This window comes from Terrisporobacter glycolicus ATCC 14880 = DSM 1288, from assembly GCF_036812735.1.
GTDB lineage: Bacteria > Bacillota > Clostridia > Peptostreptococcales > Peptostreptococcaceae > Terrisporobacter > Terrisporobacter glycolicus.
Window position 1 is genome coordinate 2498658 of sequence record NZ_CP117523.1, and the last position, 16414, is coordinate 2515071.

Here is a 16414-nt window from a genome sequence, read left to right on the forward strand (position 1 = left end):
AATTTAATTTTGATATACTCTTTTTATTATAATTTAGTTTTATATATGTCCTTATCTTTAATAGTTTGTTACAAAAATAATTATATATTTATATTTTCTACTTAGTATAATATGCAATACCAATACTCCCAGTACCTACATGAAGACCAATTACTGGTCCTATAGATCCAATTCCAACCTTTTTTCCCAACTTATCTTCCAACAGCATTAGCTAATTTTGAGACCTTCTTCTTCACAATTAATATGATGTACAATAACATCTCATAACCCTTTAGATTCTATATCATTTCATACAGTTAGTCTTTGAATCTATTATGCGTATATCTACTTCAGGATAATATTCTATTATCCTATTTGCATTTGAGTATGTACCACTCATTTTTGATAATAAAAATATTTACTATTATATACTGAATTTGTTTATAAGATTAAGTTAAGCCCCAAAGGGACTACTTCTTAATCTCCTACTCCAAAATCCGTATTGTTAAATAAAATCTCTATCTTAGGATCATCTATTAAAAACTTATATTTTTTACTAAACCAAGCAACTAATTTTTCATCTCTTTTTACTTTAGAAGAATTATTAATAAAAACATTAATAGTTGCATGTTCAAAATACTTTTGTACAATTTCCATATCTTTATCTATCATTTCTTTAGTTTGACCTTTTATTCCTACCATAATACACGGAGAATCAAAATATTTTTTCAACTCTTCGACTGTCTCAAATTTTGCATTTTTATTAAGATATCCATTTCTAAAGTCATTGTCAAAAGTCTCCACACCTATCTTAAATGTTATAGGTATTTCAAAGAAATCTCTCATTTGCTGAATTTTATTTTTATATATCCAATGACTTTCTAAAAATAATCTTTCAATTTTCTTTTCTTTGATTATTTCCTTTATTTTAAATAAAGTATCCTTAGGAATTTCAAAGCAACTACCTGAATTTATTACTTCCAATACTTTGTATTTACCAGTAACATTTTCTAATACTTCAAAATTAAGCTTATTTATCTCTTCTTCATCTTTAGAGTTATCTAATATATAATCACAAAAGCTACATTTTCCCCATTTACATGGAAAAGCTTTAAGTAGCACTATTTCACGTTGATTTTTATTTATTACTTCACTATATCTATCCATGTTGTTCATTCACCTTCTGCTTAAATGATAATTTATAACTTTTAGGCAGTGCTGCTACACCTAAAGCTACTAAAACTACAGCTAAAAATTTATCTGCATAATCTGTACATACTTGAGTTATAAATACGCTAATTACCAAAGGTACGTTAAAATGACTTAATATTTGTACTATATAAGAAGAACCAGAAGATGTGACTCCTTCAAATAAAAATGCTGCAATTACTGCACTTATAATACTTGTTGGTAAAGTAAATATAAATACTCCAAATGGTGTTTTTTTCCCACTCAAAAATCCTTTATCATACATTAATCCTGCTAAAAGCCCTGTACTTATTTGTACTGGAGCAAAATACAATGAATATGGATCAAATGTCATTCCACTTACTAAACTGCCACATACGCCAGTCATAACTGCAAATCTAGGTCCTAATAAACAAGCCACTAATATTGTGCCTATGGAGTCTAAATAAATAGGTAATCTTAATGTTAATGCTATTAATGCTCCTATTATATTTAAAGAAATTCCCATTGCCATCAAAGTTAAATTTCTTGTATTCATACTCTTATTCATTTTTATATTACCCCCTGAATCGTATCTATTTCATTTTCATATCCTTTAAATATTCTTTTTAAGAACATTTTCATAAAAGCTTTTTCATCTACTTCTGTTAAAACATAAGCATTTGAATTATTTTTGTAAAAGTTAAATGAGTCTACTATAGATTGACCTATAGCCACTCCATCATGGACTACTTCTACATAAGAATCAAAGCCCTTACATAAATTTCTATCAATGAAATATGCCACTGCAAGAGGATCATTAATTACACATCCTATTATGTGCTCTTGTTCCCAATGGAAATCTATATAAAATCTTGTTATTTCACTTATAAATTTTGATTTTTCCTTATCAAGTCTATTTATAAACTCAATAATATTTGGTGTTAAAACTATTTTCCTAGTTACATCTAGGCCTACCATATGAATTTTTTTAGGTAAGTTTTTATAAACATAATCAGCTGCATGAGGATCTACCCAATAATTAAACTCTGCAACTGGTGAACAGTTTCCATGTATCCTAAAGGCTCCACCCATAGATACAAATTCGTCTAAGTTATTGAAAACTTCTTTATTCTTCATTAAAGCTTTTGCAATATTAGTCATTGGCCCTAAAGCTATTATAGATACTTTTTTATTGCTTTTTAAGGTATCAATAATAAAGTCTACTCCTCCGTCTAATATTTTCTTGTTTACATCTTCATAGAAATTCTCTCCTATACCATCTTCTCCATGAGTATCTTGCGCTGTTACAAGTTCTCTTTGTAATGGGGATCTTTCTCCCACATAAATTGGTATATCAAGCCTTTTTGATATTTGAAGTGCTTTTGAAGCATTTTTTGCTCCAATATCTGCCGGTACATTACCGCTACAGATTGTAAGTCCTACAACTTCCAACTCTTTGGAATTTAAAGCTAGAAGTATTGCCAGGCAGTCATCTATACCTGGATCACAATCAATTATTACTTTTCTTTTTTCCATATCTTATCTCCTCTCAATCTTTCTAAAGGAGATCCTATACGCTTTTTGCACAAAAAAGCCGTATCTAAGGATTAACTTAAATACTGCCACTAAATAAGCTAACCTAGTTTTTTATACTTGGAGGATCTCGAACAAGTCCTAGATTATTTCTATAACCTAGTATTTTCAATTGTTTTACTATTGTAAAATCACAATTGTCTAGTATTTCGTCTAGTCTATTAAAGTTATCCACAACTAAACAATTAATATTCTATCATAATTTTATGTCTAATCCAATAATTTTATTATTATATTTAATATAGTAATATTTTTTAAATTTAGGAATATTTCCATGGTCAAAAATCATACTCTATATCAAGTGTATTTAATAAACGTAGTGTTCTAAAACTCGTTTTAGATATTGAGTACACGTTTTTGATATTGGTTAGAGTTTATAGGATGAGTATGTGCTTTTATACATATACTCACTTTTTATGTAAATTTATATAATTATTATATAAAAAAGCTACCTATTAACTAGGCAGCTTACATATAAAGCTTGAATATCCAGTATTCTCATTTTTAATTAAACATAAAGCATGATATCTTTCTAGCTCTGTTAAATCGGTTTCAGTATATCCATCCTTTTCAAAATATACCGATAAGCCTTTATATGCTTCTGGATCACATCCACTAATTAGTATAAAACTTGCCCCACTTGATAACAGTGACTTTTTACATTTAGCTGTTAGTTGATCCAAGTAATGCATAGCTAATGTAAATGTCAAATTATATTTCCTGTGCTCTACTAATATATCTTCTAATAATAATTGTGCATGAGGACATTGATGCAATTCGTTAATAAATACTTCTGTTTGTATATTTTTATCAGCTTCTTGTTTAGCAATCCATATCTTTTGCAGGTAAAAAGTACACATTAAATCCTTCAACATTTTACTCTTAAATGACTTATGAGGTATTTTTATTAATACGACTTTTCTTTCGTTCATAGCTTTTACAAAATCAATATTATTCGAACCGTCTTTCATAAAAGCTTTTTTAGTATAAAAACTAGCACTTTTTAATTTAGCTATTCTATCTAAAATTCCATCTATTTTACTATCGTAATTTTCAACATTACCTTTTTTATCTGTTTTATCTAATTCTCGTAAATCTTCTATTTCTTCTGATAATTCTATCTTACCTTCTTTATCTAAATTATTAATTATATTTCTTCTATAATCTGGATTCTTTAATATATTTATTATTTCTTTAAAGCTACTATTTACATTATTGTAAAAAGCTACTATTCCAGCACAATACAAGTACCTTAACATTCTAGGTGATAATTCACTTTTAACATCATTTATAGTATCAAGTAATAATTCGAATTGCTGTGCTTTTTGCATAGACACTTCTATTTTAACATCTAAACTATCATGAGGTTTATATGTTAATTCATTAATTAAGAATGCCTGTAATTCATCATCTCTATTAGTATTTATTTCAATAAGCTTTTCGTTTGGTACTCTTTTCTTTATATCATCTGCTAATTGGCATACATCTATATAATCAATTACAAACAAAGATCTGTTAGATTTAATTATGTCCTCTGATAAATTACCCATATAATAATCTTTCCCAGCTCCTTGGCTTCCCATTAGTACCCTACTCATTCTTTTCATTTGTTCATCTGTAGAATAATATACTTCTTGTGTATTTTCTTTATTTTTTACTTTTCCTATCCTTATTTCTCCATCCTCTAAACATTTAGGAGCTTTAAGTTCTAATACTTTATTATGCTCTATCATGTTAAACTGTTTAATAACATCTGTACTAGGCATATTTATAAAATTGCTGCATTCTTCTACTGTAGTTTTATTTACATTCACATTTTTTATAACTGTCTTTTTTATATCTATATTTTTAGTTATTTGGGTTACGATTAAGCTATTATCATCTTCTATACTCTTAAAAGTATTAGCTAAAGTGTTAGATAATTCAACCTCCCTTGATTTATCATTAGATTTAGCTAAAATTATAGTTTGATTTTCGCATATAGCCTTCTCGCTCTTTCTTTTAGTACTATAAGATATTTCTTTTTTTAAATGATTAAACATACATTGGTTATCATTAGAATTTGATACCAGACAATTTAAAAGGTCATTTATAAAGTTGATTAAAATTTTAAGAGAAATTACTCCATAGTCTTTTATATTTTTTTGTTTTTTTAGATTTTCACCCTCTTGAAACTTTTTAATTGACTTATTATATACTTTATTCTTAAAATAGTTGGATTGATTTTCACTTGTAGGTATGAAATTATAAAATATTCCTACTTCTTCATTTTCTTCTAACATTGATGTAATACTCATGTTAGCATTCAATAAATCATTGTTCCTTTTATCTACAGCTAACGATAAACTATCATCGTATTTATAATGAATATCATATTTAGTACATGAGTTTATATCTATTGGAAGCTTATCGACTTCTTTTATCTCTATGTTTTTCCATATTTCTTTAAATTTAACTTTAAATTGATTTTGGAATATCTTCGGAATTATAAAATAGAATTGAACTTTATCTTTAGTGATGTGTATATAGAAGCTTGCTTTAGGTCTTTCCTCTATTATTAATCTTTTACTAGCTTGACTTATATATTTATTAGTCTTTTTGAACATCTTGTTTACTAATGCCGCTATTTGTTCTGTATTATTATTTCTATTTGATTTAGTTACGATAAGTTGTAAGTATATATATTCGCACTTTTTATATTCAAAGTAATCACTCACCTTCATAGACCTAACTTTTCCAATAATTACATTATTAAACACGGCATATCACCTTCGATAATATTTGAATAATTATATATACTGCAGGCATCATAAAACCTATACTTTTACCTTTTTCCCAACCGAATACATATAATACTAACGCTATTAATCCTACTACCACCAACCAGTCATAACATACCATGCTAATAGTTTCTAAACACTCACTACCAAATTGAACTAAAAATGATTGTATTTTATCCACAGTAATGCCCTCCTATTAAAATTTAATCATATCAAATAATCTTGGATATAGATTTAATACTATATAGAAAATGAAATATTGAATACCTTCACTAAACGCTTCTTTTAAGTTAGCTCCTTGCAGCATTTCTTGTGTCATACATATTATACCTTTACCTAAACAACCATACTTAGCAAATATTAATACCATGTGTATTATTTCAAAAGCTACAGATCCTAATCCTAAATCATTATTAGCTGCAAGAATAGGTTTTGGAATTATTACCGCTAATAAAAATACTAATTTTGCATATTCTTTTTTATTTTTCTTTAGTTTTCCTAAAAATTTATCTATTGTACTCAACTCTTGCAACTGTCTGTATTCTGAAAATGTATAAGATTTCATGTTTAAACCTCCTTAAAATTGTATAAACTATAACTACAAAATTATAGGACGGTGAATGCATATGGGTGAAGCTATATTTTGGTTTGGATGTGCTCTTGCTTTAGATATTATAGAAAAGACTTTCTTTTAATAGAAGGGTTTTTATAAATTATTATAGAAGTAATAATAGAATTGTATTTATATGCAGTTCACATACCTTTGAGCTCTATGGATGGCGGTCCTGGAGCTCTTTTACTATTCGCTTTTTTCTATTTCTCTTTTCATTTCTGCTTTCAAAACTTGTTTAATATAGTTACTTTTTCCGTAAATTTCAAATTTACTTTCCAACCAATCTAGCAACATTTTATCATCTAGTGTACTTGTTTTAAAAGATACTGGTATCACTATAGGTTTATTATTTCTATTTGCCATAACTATCACCTCTCTAAAATTTATTCTATTGTTAATTAAATAATTCTTAAATATTATCTAATAATTAGTTATACAATTTTTAACTAATATCCTTTACTTTTTATCTTGTTAATTAAATATATGTTAATGTTAGTTAATTGTTACATTAAAATTATAAAAGAATTATTTATTTTTTTATTAATGTTAGTCAACTCTTGATTAATTATTTCATATACATAAGTAAATAAAAATTTATGAGGAGGATATATAATGAAAGAATATAAAGTTAGTTGGACTGATATTAGAGGTAATGAGTTCTTTAGCGAAGAATATGGATATGATGAAGCTTTACAACTGTATAATGAGATTTGCGCTGATAAAGTTGATAATGAACAAATAGAAGCTCGTTTATACAATTCAGATATACTTTTAAAAAGATTTGATAATATAGAAAATAAATACTATAAAATGTAGTATTTTTGACTAGAGATTAACTTCTCTAGTCTTTTCTGCTACTATATTAAATAAGGGGTGTATATAATGAAGAAAATATTAAGTTTTATAATAAGCGGAGTTATTTGTATTGGTTTATCTGGGTGTACAAATAATGATAGTACTACTAAAGATGAAACCAAAGAAGATACAAAAGTTGAACAAAATAAAGATGATAGTAATGAAAAAGAAACTGATAAGTCATCAAATAAATCTCAAAAATCATCAGGTGAAACTTCTTCTGAAAGTAAACCTTATACTAAAACAAATAAAAAATCTACTAAAAAAGAAAATCAAGATGAAAATATTAAAGATGGTACTCACTTGGGTAAAGAAGGTAAAAAACAAGATGAAGGCTATGTTTATGATCCTGATACAGATACAAGAGATAAAGAGTATTGGGATAGCTTTAAAGAATATGAAGATAAAAATACAGATGAACAAAAAACTAAATATTATATAAATGGAAAAGAAGTAACTTATAAAGAATGGTTAAAATCTAATAAAAAAGCTCAACAAGGTGAAGAGTATTGGGATTCTAACAAAGAATAGCAAAAAAGGTTGGTAAGGAACTTTATTTCCCTACCAGCCTTTTAAAATTACACTATAACATGGATTATTAAAATTATGGACATACTTCAAAGGTCCTATACATATTATAATAGTACCTATATTTAAAAATTATTTTTATTGTGTCAAAGGTGGTCACCGTAATGCCAACTTATTTTTTATTACTTCACATATCTACTACTAGATATTATTGTAAAAATTAAAAATTAGTTGGTATTTTTTTACAAAACTTTTGACGGGACGTCATAAAAATAATATAATTATAGTATGGAAGGAGGAAAAGAAATGGCAAACAAGAGAGGAGTTAGAAGAATAAATAAAAAAAGAAATAAAAACCAAAACTCAAACTTAGATACAGCGCTAACAGTAGTAAGCATAATCGTAGGAATTACAAACATGGTAGTAAATATAACGATTATAATTACTTTTCTAAGTAAGTAGTGCCAAGAGGGCAAAAGCCTTCAAGGTATGGATTTATTCCTTTAAAAATATTATATGTCATTTCTTACAAAAATAAAATGCAAAAACTAAAAATAATAAACTTAATAGTTAATATTATGTCTCTAATTACATCTATAGCTGTATTAACTAAATTACTGGGGTGGTGGTAGAACATGGAAGAAAGAGAGTTGAATATATCTTTTAGTAAATCCGGTAGTGGAAGTTATACTCCAAGAATTTCACTTCCAGCTACCTGGATAAAGGAAATGGGTATCGATGTTGAAGATAGAGAAGTACTTGTTTCTTTTGAAAATGGAGAGATAACAATTAAAAAAGCAAAATAATTGCAAAAATAGCTAGGGCAAAAATAGCTAGGAAGGATTTAATTATCCAACCTAGCTATTTTATTTATACTAATTTTATATACTTACTACTAGTATTGATATATCCCATGTCACCTTCTACCCAAATAGAAGCCCAGCCATTAAGAACATATCCTACTTCTATAATATCTCCTTCTTTTAATTTGAAGTCGTATTTACCAAGTTTTCCATTCTTATCTGGTCTTGATTTCCTTACATTAAGTGTAGGAGTTATTACTATTGCTTTCTTGTTGTAATCTCCATTTTTTAACTGTACATATTTTTCTTTCGAATATACTAAATTAGTAAACCAATCCCAAGTATAACCTTTCCATTTAGCTCTTAGTTTACTTGGACAATTTTTCCCACTCCAATAATTATGTTGCACAACTTTTTTAACTGTTTTAATCTCTGCTAATATAATTTTTACTAATTCAGCTGCATTCTTATAAGCTTTTTCTTGTAATGTTTTATCATCGTATTGAACAACTTCTATACCTATACTAGTTGAACTTCCTGTTCTATTCCCTGCATGCCAACAAGTTCTAAATAAGTTTACACACTGCATTATTTTTGTTGCAGATACACAAATTTGAAAAGATGCTTGTTTTCTACTTGTATCACTATTGCCATTCTTTAATGATTTATATATTTGCTCTGAACTCACATTTGGCATATCTGTCTCATGTATTGTAACAGATGATGGTGTAAATGATACATAAGGTATCATCCATCCTTTTTTTAATAAACCAGAACTATCAACAATAGCAGTTCCTATTTTAGATCCATTCTTTATTACTCCATTATTAATATAACTCATATTATTTATCCTCCTTATTGATTAATGTAACAAATAATTGATGTAATCCTGTACTTGCAAGACCGCTAAACATACCCCCTAGTATTACATCTGGACTAATTATTTTAACTATCCATACATTAAGTACCACGCCTAAAATAGCCATGATTAAAGGTATATACTTATTATCTAATGAAGGAAAACTATTCTTTAATACATACCCAACACATACACATATACCTACTATAACTAACACTACATAATCATTTAAAAAAGTTAAATCCATAACCTTACCTCCTAATTTATATTATCTAATCTATGATGAGCAGATTTACAGCTCTGCTCTACTACTGCCATTCTCTCAATGAGATTGTTATGCTTATCTACTCTGTTGCTAAGAACTGTTATATCTTCTTTTAAATCTTTAACTTGTTCCTGCATTACTGCAGTATTTTTGTTATTACTAAAATAGGAACCAGCTAAGGTTCCCACGAATGCTAATATTGCTATTATTATTTCATTGTTCATAAATACCTCGCTTTCTTTGCATTAAAAATGGGCCTAATTAACTTAGGCCCTTTTGTTTTATAAGTTTTGTAATCTATATATCTTTTTAATGTATGATATCCCGTGTCGAGTTGTTCTTAAGTTATCAATATCTAACTCTTTTCCTCCTATGATTTCTAAGTTTACTTTACCTTCTTCTTTTAATTCCTTCATACACTTAGTAAATAGTTCTCTACTGATATTAAAGTTATTTGGGGTTATATTATTCCTCATATTAGGGATTTCATTAAATCCTTCATCTATTATATCGATGAGTATTACATCTTTTATGGTTAGTTCTACCTTTTTCATAATTAATCCTCCTAATATCATTTTTTCAAATATTTCTATTTATTAGGAGTATATTCCTTCTATATTGATTTAATTAATATCGCTATAACAAATAAAGCTATAATCAGCATAATGGTAAGACTTGCTATATAAAGAAATAAACTTCCTATTAAATTCAACCACATCACCTCAAGTATGAATATTAACAACTTGAACATAATCAATACATATCCTACTATTGATACATTCTCATTCATAAAAAATATTCTACCATCAATAACAGATTCCTCTTAAGAAAGAAATTTTTATATTTAACTTTCTTTATATAAAAAAGGACCTAATTAATTAGATCCTTTTGTTTTATAAGTTTTGTAATCTATATATTTTTAAATGTATGATACCCCATATCGAGTTGTTCTTACGTTATCAATATCTATTACCCTTCCTGCTAAGATTTCTAAATATATCTTTCCTTTTTCTTTTAATCCCTTCATATACTTAGTAAATAGGTTTACTTTATTTTAAACTTAGGATCTGCTATATAAGCCTATTTGTTAATTCTAAGTAATTTATTTAAAAGTTCATCATATAATTCTATAAAGTTTATAAAAGGAGTGATAAATAAATATGCCTAATATTCCTAACCCATATCCATATCCTTGTATTATACCACCACCAATGTACAACATGTACTCATACCCTTTTTGGAGTAACCAAGAAATGTATAATATGTATCCATACCCTTTTGAGTACACTAAGTCAATATATAAAAGACCTGATCTTATATTAAAAGATTATGGTCCAAATCCTATTGTCTTTAATATTGAATATACAACCAGACAGAATAATACTTTCCGTACAGTCTTGTGGACAGGGAATCATTTGCAAGTTACTCTAATGAGTATTGATATTGGTGATGATATAGGTCTTGAAGTTCATGCAGAAGGAGATCAATTTATAAGAATCGAAGATGGTGAAGCGCTTGTTCAAATGGGCGATACCCAATATAATCTTGATTTTGAAAGAAAAATCTCTGCTGAATATGCTATTCTTATACCAGCTGGCAAATGGCACAATGTTATAAATAAAGGAAATAGACCACTTAAACTATATGCTATTTATGCTCCACCTGAGCATCCCAAAAATACAGTACATCTAACTAAATCAGATGCAGAGGCTGCTGAATCTAGTAGAAATTAATTTAGATATTAATTAATTGCACAATATAATAGGAGCTGGATAATTTACCTTATTTAGCTCTTATTTTAATATAAAAAGCTATTTTTCTAGGGAATCAAAAGGTTTCAGCTTGATAATCTGTATATAATCCTCAAGATTTATTATCTTTTTTGTTTTTTATCTCTTAATAATGGCCTTTTATTAAAAATTTTTTCATCAAATTCCTATTTATCTATATGGCATCAAAAACATTTTTATTTCGCATCATTTACCTATTGAAAATAAAAAAAGAACTATTCTACAATTAGTTCTTCATGCCCAGCATCTATTAATAATATTTTGACTTGTTCTTTGAGTAATTTAGGTACTTGTGTATATTTCTTATTTTCATCTATTATTTCTTGCATCCATAGTTTTGCTATCATACCAATCCACCTTATTGTCCATCATATACAACTTGACTCATTTCCAGAATACACTCTTTTAGCATAGTATTCTCATATTGCAGTTCTTTGATTTTTTCTTTCTCGTTTAATCCTGGTTGTGCGGGTTCATCCATTTCATTTCTTGCTCTAATCTCTTCTTCTGATAATCCGCAGTTATCGTATTCTCCATTAATTCTCATAAATACCTCCTTAATTATTGATACCAAATTGTTACAGTAGCGCTACCTTTACATACGCTATAGTGAGATTTGTCGTATGCAGAACGTAAACCAAATCCTTTACAAACGCCATCGCTTATAGCTTTTAATACAGTTGAATTAGTTATTGTTACAGTTGTTGAAGCACCTACGGACAACCCAAATGATTGAGAAAAACCATCTATATAATCTGGCATACCACCTGGTCGGGAACTGTTCTTATGAGCTTTTAATGTATGAGTTACGCTTGAAGAAGTCCCTCCAGAAGTCCTCGATACTTTTATAGTTACTTTTGTTACAGTTTTGCCTTTTAATTCTGCAAAATTGGAACTAAAGAACCATGCTCCATTACAGTCTCCATAACCGTAATCTCCCTGTCTTACAGTATTATCTTTTTTCCAAGAGTTGTATACTGAACTTCTGTAAGTATCTCCATAGTTGCTAGTATAAGATACCTTATACGTTGTTGGCGTAGGTTTACTGTCATTATTCCCACCAGTTGCAGTACCTTCAAAGGTTGCGCTGTGATATTTAACTGTAGCACCACTAGATTCGTATGTATTTGCAGTAACCCCACCAGTATGCTTACCATTTGATAATCTAACTTGTCCGCCAGACACGGCAGTAAATCCATATTTGCTACCCTTGCCACCAGTTCCAGTAGAGTATAAAACGCCATTAGCATTTGCCCTAAATCCATGCATACAATTTATAGGCGTAACACCATTTAGATAAACATACCCTCCATCACCACAACATAATCCAACTGATTCTGTGCAGTCGTCTGCTAAGTTAGTAGCTGCATATATATTCATATTATACATGGCACAATCGCTACACGCTGTCAATGACACACTCGTAGATATTGAAGCATGAGCATACCCTTTATTTGGCATTACCTTTCCAGTAGATGCGTAATAATCATCTGCTGTTCCTCCAAAAAATTGGAAATGATGAGTACATCTATTTCCTCTCAAGAATCCATACAATTTTTTACCATTAAAAAATATTCTCATTCTTCCACCGTAAAAAAAATCAAAGTATACATCTTCCGTAGTATTTGTTTCAAGGGTTATACTCACCATTTTACCGCCTAAATTTTTAGGGCAAGCGTCCAAAGCTCCTTGCATACTTGCAAATATAGCGCCATCTTCAAATATACTATCATCATTTCCAGTACTACTATTTACAGAAACACTTACGTTACTTGTGAGCTGCTTTGTTATTCCGCTTGCTTCTATATCATTAACTATTAATTTATCAGTATTAATTTCACTTGCAGATAAACTCTGAAACCATGCATCACCACCATCAAATCTAGCAAGTTCATTTAAGCCATCGTAATCCAAAATTCTAAATACTCCATAGTCGGAGATACTATTATCCCCCATTCCTCCGAGCGTTAGTACTCCACCTTTTATTAGGTCAGCTACTAATTGCCCTGTTCTTGCATAAGTAACGTCGATATATATTTTTCCAGTATCGGGATCAGTATATATGAAATCATTTCCGTTTTCTGTTAATTTATCAAATATTTCTTGTTGAGATATATATTTATTGTCATATACTTTACTTATCGTATGCTCAAGCGTTATGGTTTCGTTACTGTAAGTGATGCTTACTCTTATTTGCAATATGTCTAAATTCAAGAAATAACTAGAGTTGTAAGCTATGCTTATACTAGAGCCTGTGCCTATGTTATTCCATGCGTCATTATAATAAGCCTGCCATTGATAAGTGCATGTCCCTGTCACTTCTGTAGCGCCCTTCATAGCCTTGCATTTTATAGAGATAGTCGCAGGAGTAGGGGCAGTTGTTTTGTCTAAATATTTCATAAGACTTTGCCCCGACAATGTCGCATTTAAAGGACTTATACCATTGCTTCCGTTAGAACCATTTGTACCAGCTTTAGATTTTGTCCAAGTAAAAGTCTTAGTAAATCCTATTCCATCTACAGTTATAGGTATATCAAACATGCCATAATCTGATAAATTAGTCCCCACATTAGCCACAATAGTTATGGTCGCTCCGCTTTTATTTAATGTAAGCCCTGGAATAGTAGGTAAAGTTCCTATAGTTGGAGTTATCTCCTTTGTTCCTTTGAGAGCTACAACTTTTGTTGTAGTAGTTATCGCACTTGGTATATTACCATTCCATTGACAAGGGAACGCGTGATTTTCGTTAGATAATACTATTGTATATCCCGAATCACCCTTAGCACCAGCTATACAAGTTGGATTAGTTTCTTTTGTATGGCCATTACCTAAAGTAGTAACAGTTTTCTGCCACATATACTTACCTTCTGTCCATTCTGGAGCAGTAGTTTGCCATGTTCCGCCTATTAATTCTGTATTTGATGTAGATAAATAAAACATAACATCTACGCCAGTCACATTATCTTCGGGAGCTAAATTCCAGTCTGTAACCTTATCAGATATTTGTGTCTTCGGCTTACCTATTTTTACTGTTCCACTAGTAAGCCCTTGTATATATAATCCTATACCAACGATACGTTTTATATCTTTACTAGATACAATTTGCTCATACGATATTCTTTTTTTATCGCAACTAAATGGCACATCACTTAGCTGTTGCCAACAACCTATGTAACCATAAGTACCATCGGTGAACTCAACATTTGTCTCAACACCAACTCTTTTACTTCCAGAAGTGTTGGTAGATATTGCATTGTCAGCAGTAATTTCCAAAGATGTTATTATTTTTTTACCTTTACTTTCATTATATCTAGCAATAAAATCGTCCGATATAGAACAAGTAGTTATATCCCTTCCATTTTCTATATACATATCTGATTTTAAAATGAAGTTTCTGTCACTAATTTGTAGTTCATTAACCGCTTCCCAAGACGTATCAACGGAGTAACCAACATATTCTACGTTATTATTGGTATATGTCATTTTTATTCTTGTCCATATATATTTACCAGGTTTCCATTGAGGACATGTAGTTGTCCAATTAGAATCAGTCTCACTTGGTTGATTTACTTTATCAGAAGATAAATAAAATTCTTCTTGAGTACTTTTAACTCCATTACCTTGTATTCCTTGACTTCCATCTGCTACTTTTACTAAAGTTATTTCATCGTATTTATCACCAACGCTACATCTAATTGTAATGCTTTTACTTCCTCCCCAAATCACGTCATTATGCATTATAACTATATTTGCATCTGTAGAAGACATACTAACGTAATTACTCATAGAAGGAGTTTTATATGACCAAACTCTGCTTGGGTTAGTTACACCAATAACAGAAGAATTAATAGTTATTACAGAAGGAGTTGGACTTCCTGCAAATCCATTAGCATATTTAAAAACTTGCTCACTATTAACTCTTACATATTTAGCGGGTTCACCAGCGGGACCAGGTAACCCTTGTTGTCCTTGAGACGGCTTATTCGTATCGAATCCACCTATCCACCAGTTACCATTATCACCTATCTCTGGAGTTTTGCCGTTTTCTCCATCTTTAGGTTCTCTAATTTTACTAGTAACCTCTTTGTAGTTACTTAAAGTACATTTATTCTTACTATTATCAGTTAATGAAATTTCAAGTTTACCAACTCTACATTCCAAAAGTATAGGAGGATTATAGTCATTATCTATAACATAGTTAGTATCTCCGATTGATATTTCTTCAAATTCTGTATCAGTAAGAGCCAAGTCAACTTCATAATCAAATTTAGGTTCTTTTACTTCCTGTAGCCTTTCCCAAGAGTGTAATAATAAATCTTGAGGATTATTGTCGTCACTTTCATATAATGATTTAATATACTTACCACGCTTATTAAATCTTTCATTAGCGCCTAAATCTACAATAAAGTCTTGTCCTTTTGGTTTATCCGCAGGCTTTCCATCAGCTTTTTTCCATTCTATATCCTTGAATGTTAAACCATCTTTACCAGTACCTATCATGGCACTTGCAAAGTCATACATATTTCTATTCCTTTTTATTCCTTCTACATTTTCACCATATTCAAAACGCTTGTATGTTTTACTTCCACGATAACCATTCTCGTAAACATCTATATAAAACCCAGTTACAGTATTACCATTGAAATCTACTCTAAATTCAATTTCTATATTTCCATATGTTTCGATATTATCTTGTATTATCTTATATACGTTAGCATATTTTTCATTTTTAACTTGCTGAATATTTGTGACTAGCGATGAACTATACCCACCTAATGACCAATTAGTATCTTGCAGCACTGTATTGAAAAATAATTCAACATTACCTTCAATTGAAAAAGGTTCACAATAATCAGTAAGCAACTCCAATCCAGCCATTTCACAATAACAAGTTATAATTTGACTTTCCTTGTGTTCATCGTCATTATCCATGATTTGAAATAACTTGTATTTGTCACCATATTTAAATACTATATAGTTGCCTAGTTGAAGAATTTCACTTGTAATAGAATTTGAATGTGTGGAAAATTCATAAGTTTCAGCTCCAGTGGCTAATTCTTGTATATATATATCATCAAAAAACGGAGCATTAGGAAACGCTCCGTTATTACTTAATATACCTATTACATTGAATTGTGGATCCATGACAAATATAGTATCGCATATTTGATTACTCATA

General features: G+C 29.4%; 23 protein-coding genes. 5 read left to right on the plus strand and 18 right to left on the minus strand.

Going from position 1 to position 16414, the window contains the following annotated elements:
• Positions 1-97 precede the first annotated feature (97 nt).
• The 10 genes from TEGL_RS12325 to TEGL_RS12365 form a co-directional block, all read right to left on the minus strand.
• A complete protein-coding gene (locus tag TEGL_RS12325; RefSeq protein ID WP_242827312.1) occupies positions 98-202 on the minus strand; it encodes a DegV family protein in 105 nt (34 codons plus the stop codon).
• Between the two features lie 81 nt (positions 203-283).
• Positions 284-397 carry a hypothetical protein gene (locus TEGL_RS19825; RefSeq protein ID WP_367656621.1) on the minus strand — a complete coding sequence of 38 codons (114 nt, stop codon included), beginning with the start codon at positions 395-397 and terminating at the stop codon, positions 284-286.
• 59 nt (positions 398-456) lie between these two features.
• Positions 457-1146, minus strand: a complete 690-nt coding sequence (locus tag TEGL_RS12330) for a radical SAM protein (RefSeq protein ID WP_018592648.1) — start codon at positions 1144-1146, stop codon at positions 457-459.
• The gene (locus TEGL_RS12335) at positions 1139-1717 is read right to left on the minus strand and encodes an ECF transporter S component (protein WP_018592647.1); all 579 of its coding nucleotides are present in this window, start codon (positions 1715-1717) and stop codon (positions 1139-1141) included. Before TEGL_RS12335 ends, TEGL_RS12330 begins: the two co-directional genes overlap by 8 nt.
• Positions 1718-1719: 2 nt before the next feature.
• Positions 1720-2685: a nucleoside hydrolase gene (locus TEGL_RS12340; protein WP_018592646.1), complete on the minus strand. Its 966-nt coding sequence runs from the start codon at positions 2683-2685 to the stop codon at positions 1720-1722.
• 103 nt (positions 2686-2788) lie between these two features.
• The gene (locus TEGL_RS12345; RefSeq protein WP_278244926.1) at positions 2789-2917 is read right to left on the minus strand and encodes a hypothetical protein; all 129 of its coding nucleotides are present in this window, start codon (positions 2915-2917) and stop codon (positions 2789-2791) included.
• Between the two features lie 280 nt (positions 2918-3197).
• Entirely contained in the window at positions 3198-5501 is a 2304-nt protein-coding gene (locus TEGL_RS12350; protein WP_018592645.1) for a hypothetical protein, read from the minus strand.
• Positions 5494-5703, minus strand: a complete 210-nt coding sequence (locus TEGL_RS12355) for a hypothetical protein (protein WP_018592644.1) — start codon at positions 5701-5703, stop codon at positions 5494-5496. The genes TEGL_RS12350 and TEGL_RS12355 overlap by 8 nt, the downstream gene beginning before the upstream one ends.
• A 15-nt stretch (positions 5704-5718) precedes the next feature.
• Positions 5719-6087: a hypothetical protein gene (locus TEGL_RS12360; RefSeq protein ID WP_018592643.1), complete on the minus strand. Its 369-nt coding sequence runs from the start codon at positions 6085-6087 to the stop codon at positions 5719-5721.
• A gap of 234 nt (positions 6088-6321) precedes the next feature.
• The gene (locus TEGL_RS12365; protein WP_018592642.1) at positions 6322-6498 is read right to left on the minus strand and encodes a hypothetical protein; all 177 of its coding nucleotides are present in this window, start codon (positions 6496-6498) and stop codon (positions 6322-6324) included.
• Positions 6499-6747: 249 nt separating this feature from the next.
• Here TEGL_RS12365 and TEGL_RS12370 point away from each other — a divergent pair, with 249 nt between their 5' ends.
• The 4 genes from TEGL_RS12370 (at position 6748) to TEGL_RS12385 (ending at position 8324) form a co-directional block, all read left to right on the plus strand.
• Positions 6748-6951, plus strand: a complete 204-nt coding sequence (locus tag TEGL_RS12370) for a hypothetical protein (RefSeq protein WP_018592641.1) — start codon at positions 6748-6750, stop codon at positions 6949-6951.
• 66 nt (positions 6952-7017) lie between these two features.
• Positions 7018-7521: a hypothetical protein gene (locus TEGL_RS12375; RefSeq protein ID WP_018592640.1), complete on the plus strand. Its 504-nt coding sequence runs from the start codon at positions 7018-7020 to the stop codon at positions 7519-7521.
• A 303-nt stretch (positions 7522-7824) separates the two neighbouring features.
• Positions 7825-7980 carry a hypothetical protein gene (locus TEGL_RS12380; protein ID WP_018592639.1) on the plus strand — a complete coding sequence of 52 codons (156 nt, stop codon included), beginning with the start codon at positions 7825-7827 and terminating at the stop codon, positions 7978-7980.
• A 173-nt stretch (positions 7981-8153) separates the two neighbouring features.
• Positions 8154-8324, plus strand: coding sequence for an AbrB/MazE/SpoVT family DNA-binding domain-containing protein (locus tag TEGL_RS12385; protein ID WP_018592638.1), 171 nt, complete (start codon positions 8154-8156; stop codon positions 8322-8324).
• Positions 8325-8388: 64 nt separating this feature from the next.
• Here TEGL_RS12385 and TEGL_RS12390 read toward each other — a convergent pair whose 3' ends face one another.
• The 5 genes from TEGL_RS12390 to TEGL_RS12410 are packed head-to-tail and all read right to left on the minus strand — an operon-like array spanning position 8389 to position 10235.
• A complete protein-coding gene (locus TEGL_RS12390; RefSeq protein WP_018592637.1) occupies positions 8389-9162 on the minus strand; it encodes a peptidoglycan recognition protein family protein in 774 nt (257 codons plus the stop codon).
• Position 9163: 1 nt separating this feature from the next.
• A complete protein-coding gene (locus tag TEGL_RS12395; RefSeq protein ID WP_018592636.1) occupies positions 9164-9427 on the minus strand; it encodes a phage holin family protein in 264 nt (87 codons plus the stop codon).
• Positions 9428-9438: 11 nt separating this feature from the next.
• Positions 9439-9669, minus strand: coding sequence for a hypothetical protein (locus TEGL_RS12400; RefSeq protein ID WP_018592635.1), 231 nt, complete (start codon positions 9667-9669; stop codon positions 9439-9441).
• 57 nt (positions 9670-9726) lie between these two features.
• Positions 9727-9999, minus strand: coding sequence for a hypothetical protein (locus TEGL_RS12405; RefSeq protein WP_018592634.1), 273 nt, complete (start codon positions 9997-9999; stop codon positions 9727-9729).
• 59 nt (positions 10000-10058) lie between these two features.
• On the minus strand, positions 10059-10235 hold the full coding sequence (locus TEGL_RS12410; protein WP_154650669.1) for a hypothetical protein: 177 nt from the start codon (positions 10233-10235) through the stop codon (positions 10059-10061).
• Positions 10236-10875: 640 nt separating this feature from the next.
• Here TEGL_RS12410 and TEGL_RS12415 point away from each other — a divergent pair.
• Positions 10876-11178, plus strand: a complete 303-nt coding sequence (locus tag TEGL_RS12415) for a cupin domain-containing protein (RefSeq protein WP_330360114.1) — start codon at positions 10876-10878, stop codon at positions 11176-11178.
• Between the two features lie 272 nt (positions 11179-11450).
• On the opposite strand, the gene TEGL_RS12420 is transcribed toward TEGL_RS12415, so the two are convergent.
• Genes TEGL_RS12420 through TEGL_RS12430 form a run of 3 tightly spaced genes read right to left on the minus strand, consistent with a single transcriptional unit; the run spans position 11451 to position 16413 of the window.
• The gene (locus TEGL_RS12420; RefSeq protein ID WP_018592632.1) at positions 11451-11582 is read right to left on the minus strand and encodes a hypothetical protein; all 132 of its coding nucleotides are present in this window, start codon (positions 11580-11582) and stop codon (positions 11451-11453) included.
• Positions 11583-11593: 11 nt separating this feature from the next.
• Positions 11594-11782, minus strand: a complete 189-nt coding sequence (locus tag TEGL_RS12425) for a hypothetical protein (protein WP_018592631.1) — start codon at positions 11780-11782, stop codon at positions 11594-11596.
• Positions 11783-11796: 14 nt separating this feature from the next.
• Complete coding sequence (locus TEGL_RS12430; RefSeq protein ID WP_018592630.1) at positions 11797-16413, minus strand: phage tail spike protein; 4617 nt, start codon at positions 16411-16413, stop codon at positions 11797-11799.
• Position 16414 lies beyond the last annotated feature (1 nt).

What these genes read in the sequence shown, in the direction of transcription:
- TEGL_RS12330 (WP_018592648.1), bottom strand. Translation starts at nt 1,146, where the DNA reads ATGGATAGATATAGTGAAGTAATAAATAAAAATCAACGTGAAATAGTG.
- TEGL_RS12335 (WP_018592647.1), bottom strand. Translation starts at nt 1,717, where the DNA reads ATGAATAAGAGTATGAATACAAGAAATTTAACTTTGATGGCAATGGGA.
- TEGL_RS12340 (WP_018592646.1), bottom strand. Translation starts at nt 2,685, where the DNA reads ATGGAAAAAAGAAAAGTAATAATTGATTGTGATCCAGGTATAGATGAC.
- TEGL_RS12360 (WP_018592643.1), bottom strand. Translation starts at nt 6,087, where the DNA reads ATGAAATCTTATACATTTTCAGAATACAGACAGTTGCAAGAGTTGAGT.
- TEGL_RS12365 (WP_018592642.1), bottom strand. Translation starts at nt 6,498, where the DNA reads ATGGCAAATAGAAATAATAAACCTATAGTGATACCAGTATCTTTTAAA.
- TEGL_RS12370 (WP_018592641.1), top strand. Translation starts at nt 6,748, where the DNA reads ATGAAAGAATATAAAGTTAGTTGGACTGATATTAGAGGTAATGAGTTC.
- TEGL_RS12375 (WP_018592640.1), top strand. Translation starts at nt 7,018, where the DNA reads ATGAAGAAAATATTAAGTTTTATAATAAGCGGAGTTATTTGTATTGGT.
- TEGL_RS12380 (WP_018592639.1), top strand. Translation starts at nt 7,825, where the DNA reads ATGGCAAACAAGAGAGGAGTTAGAAGAATAAATAAAAAAAGAAATAAA.
- TEGL_RS12385 (WP_018592638.1), top strand. Translation starts at nt 8,154, where the DNA reads ATGGAAGAAAGAGAGTTGAATATATCTTTTAGTAAATCCGGTAGTGGA.
- TEGL_RS12390 (WP_018592637.1), bottom strand. Translation starts at nt 9,162, where the DNA reads ATGAGTTATATTAATAATGGAGTAATAAAGAATGGATCTAAAATAGGA.
- TEGL_RS12395 (WP_018592636.1), bottom strand. Translation starts at nt 9,427, where the DNA reads ATGGATTTAACTTTTTTAAATGATTATGTAGTGTTAGTTATAGTAGGT.
- TEGL_RS12400 (WP_018592635.1), bottom strand. Translation starts at nt 9,669, where the DNA reads ATGAACAATGAAATAATAATAGCAATATTAGCATTCGTGGGAACCTTA.
- TEGL_RS12405 (WP_018592634.1), bottom strand. Translation starts at nt 9,999, where the DNA reads ATGAAAAAGGTAGAACTAACCATAAAAGATGTAATACTCATCGATATA.
- TEGL_RS12410 (WP_154650669.1), bottom strand. Translation starts at nt 10,235, where the DNA reads ATGAATGAGAATGTATCAATAGTAGGATATGTATTGATTATGTTCAAG.
- TEGL_RS12415 (WP_330360114.1), top strand. Translation starts at nt 10,876, where the DNA reads ATGAGTATTGATATTGGTGATGATATAGGTCTTGAAGTTCATGCAGAA.
- TEGL_RS12420 (WP_018592632.1), bottom strand. Translation starts at nt 11,582, where the DNA reads ATGATAGCAAAACTATGGATGCAAGAAATAATAGATGAAAATAAGAAA.
- TEGL_RS12425 (WP_018592631.1), bottom strand. Translation starts at nt 11,782, where the DNA reads ATGAGAATTAATGGAGAATACGATAACTGCGGATTATCAGAAGAAGAG.
- TEGL_RS12430 (WP_018592630.1), bottom strand. Translation starts at nt 16,413, where the DNA reads ATGAGTAATCAAATATGCGATACTATATTTGTCATGGATCCACAATTC.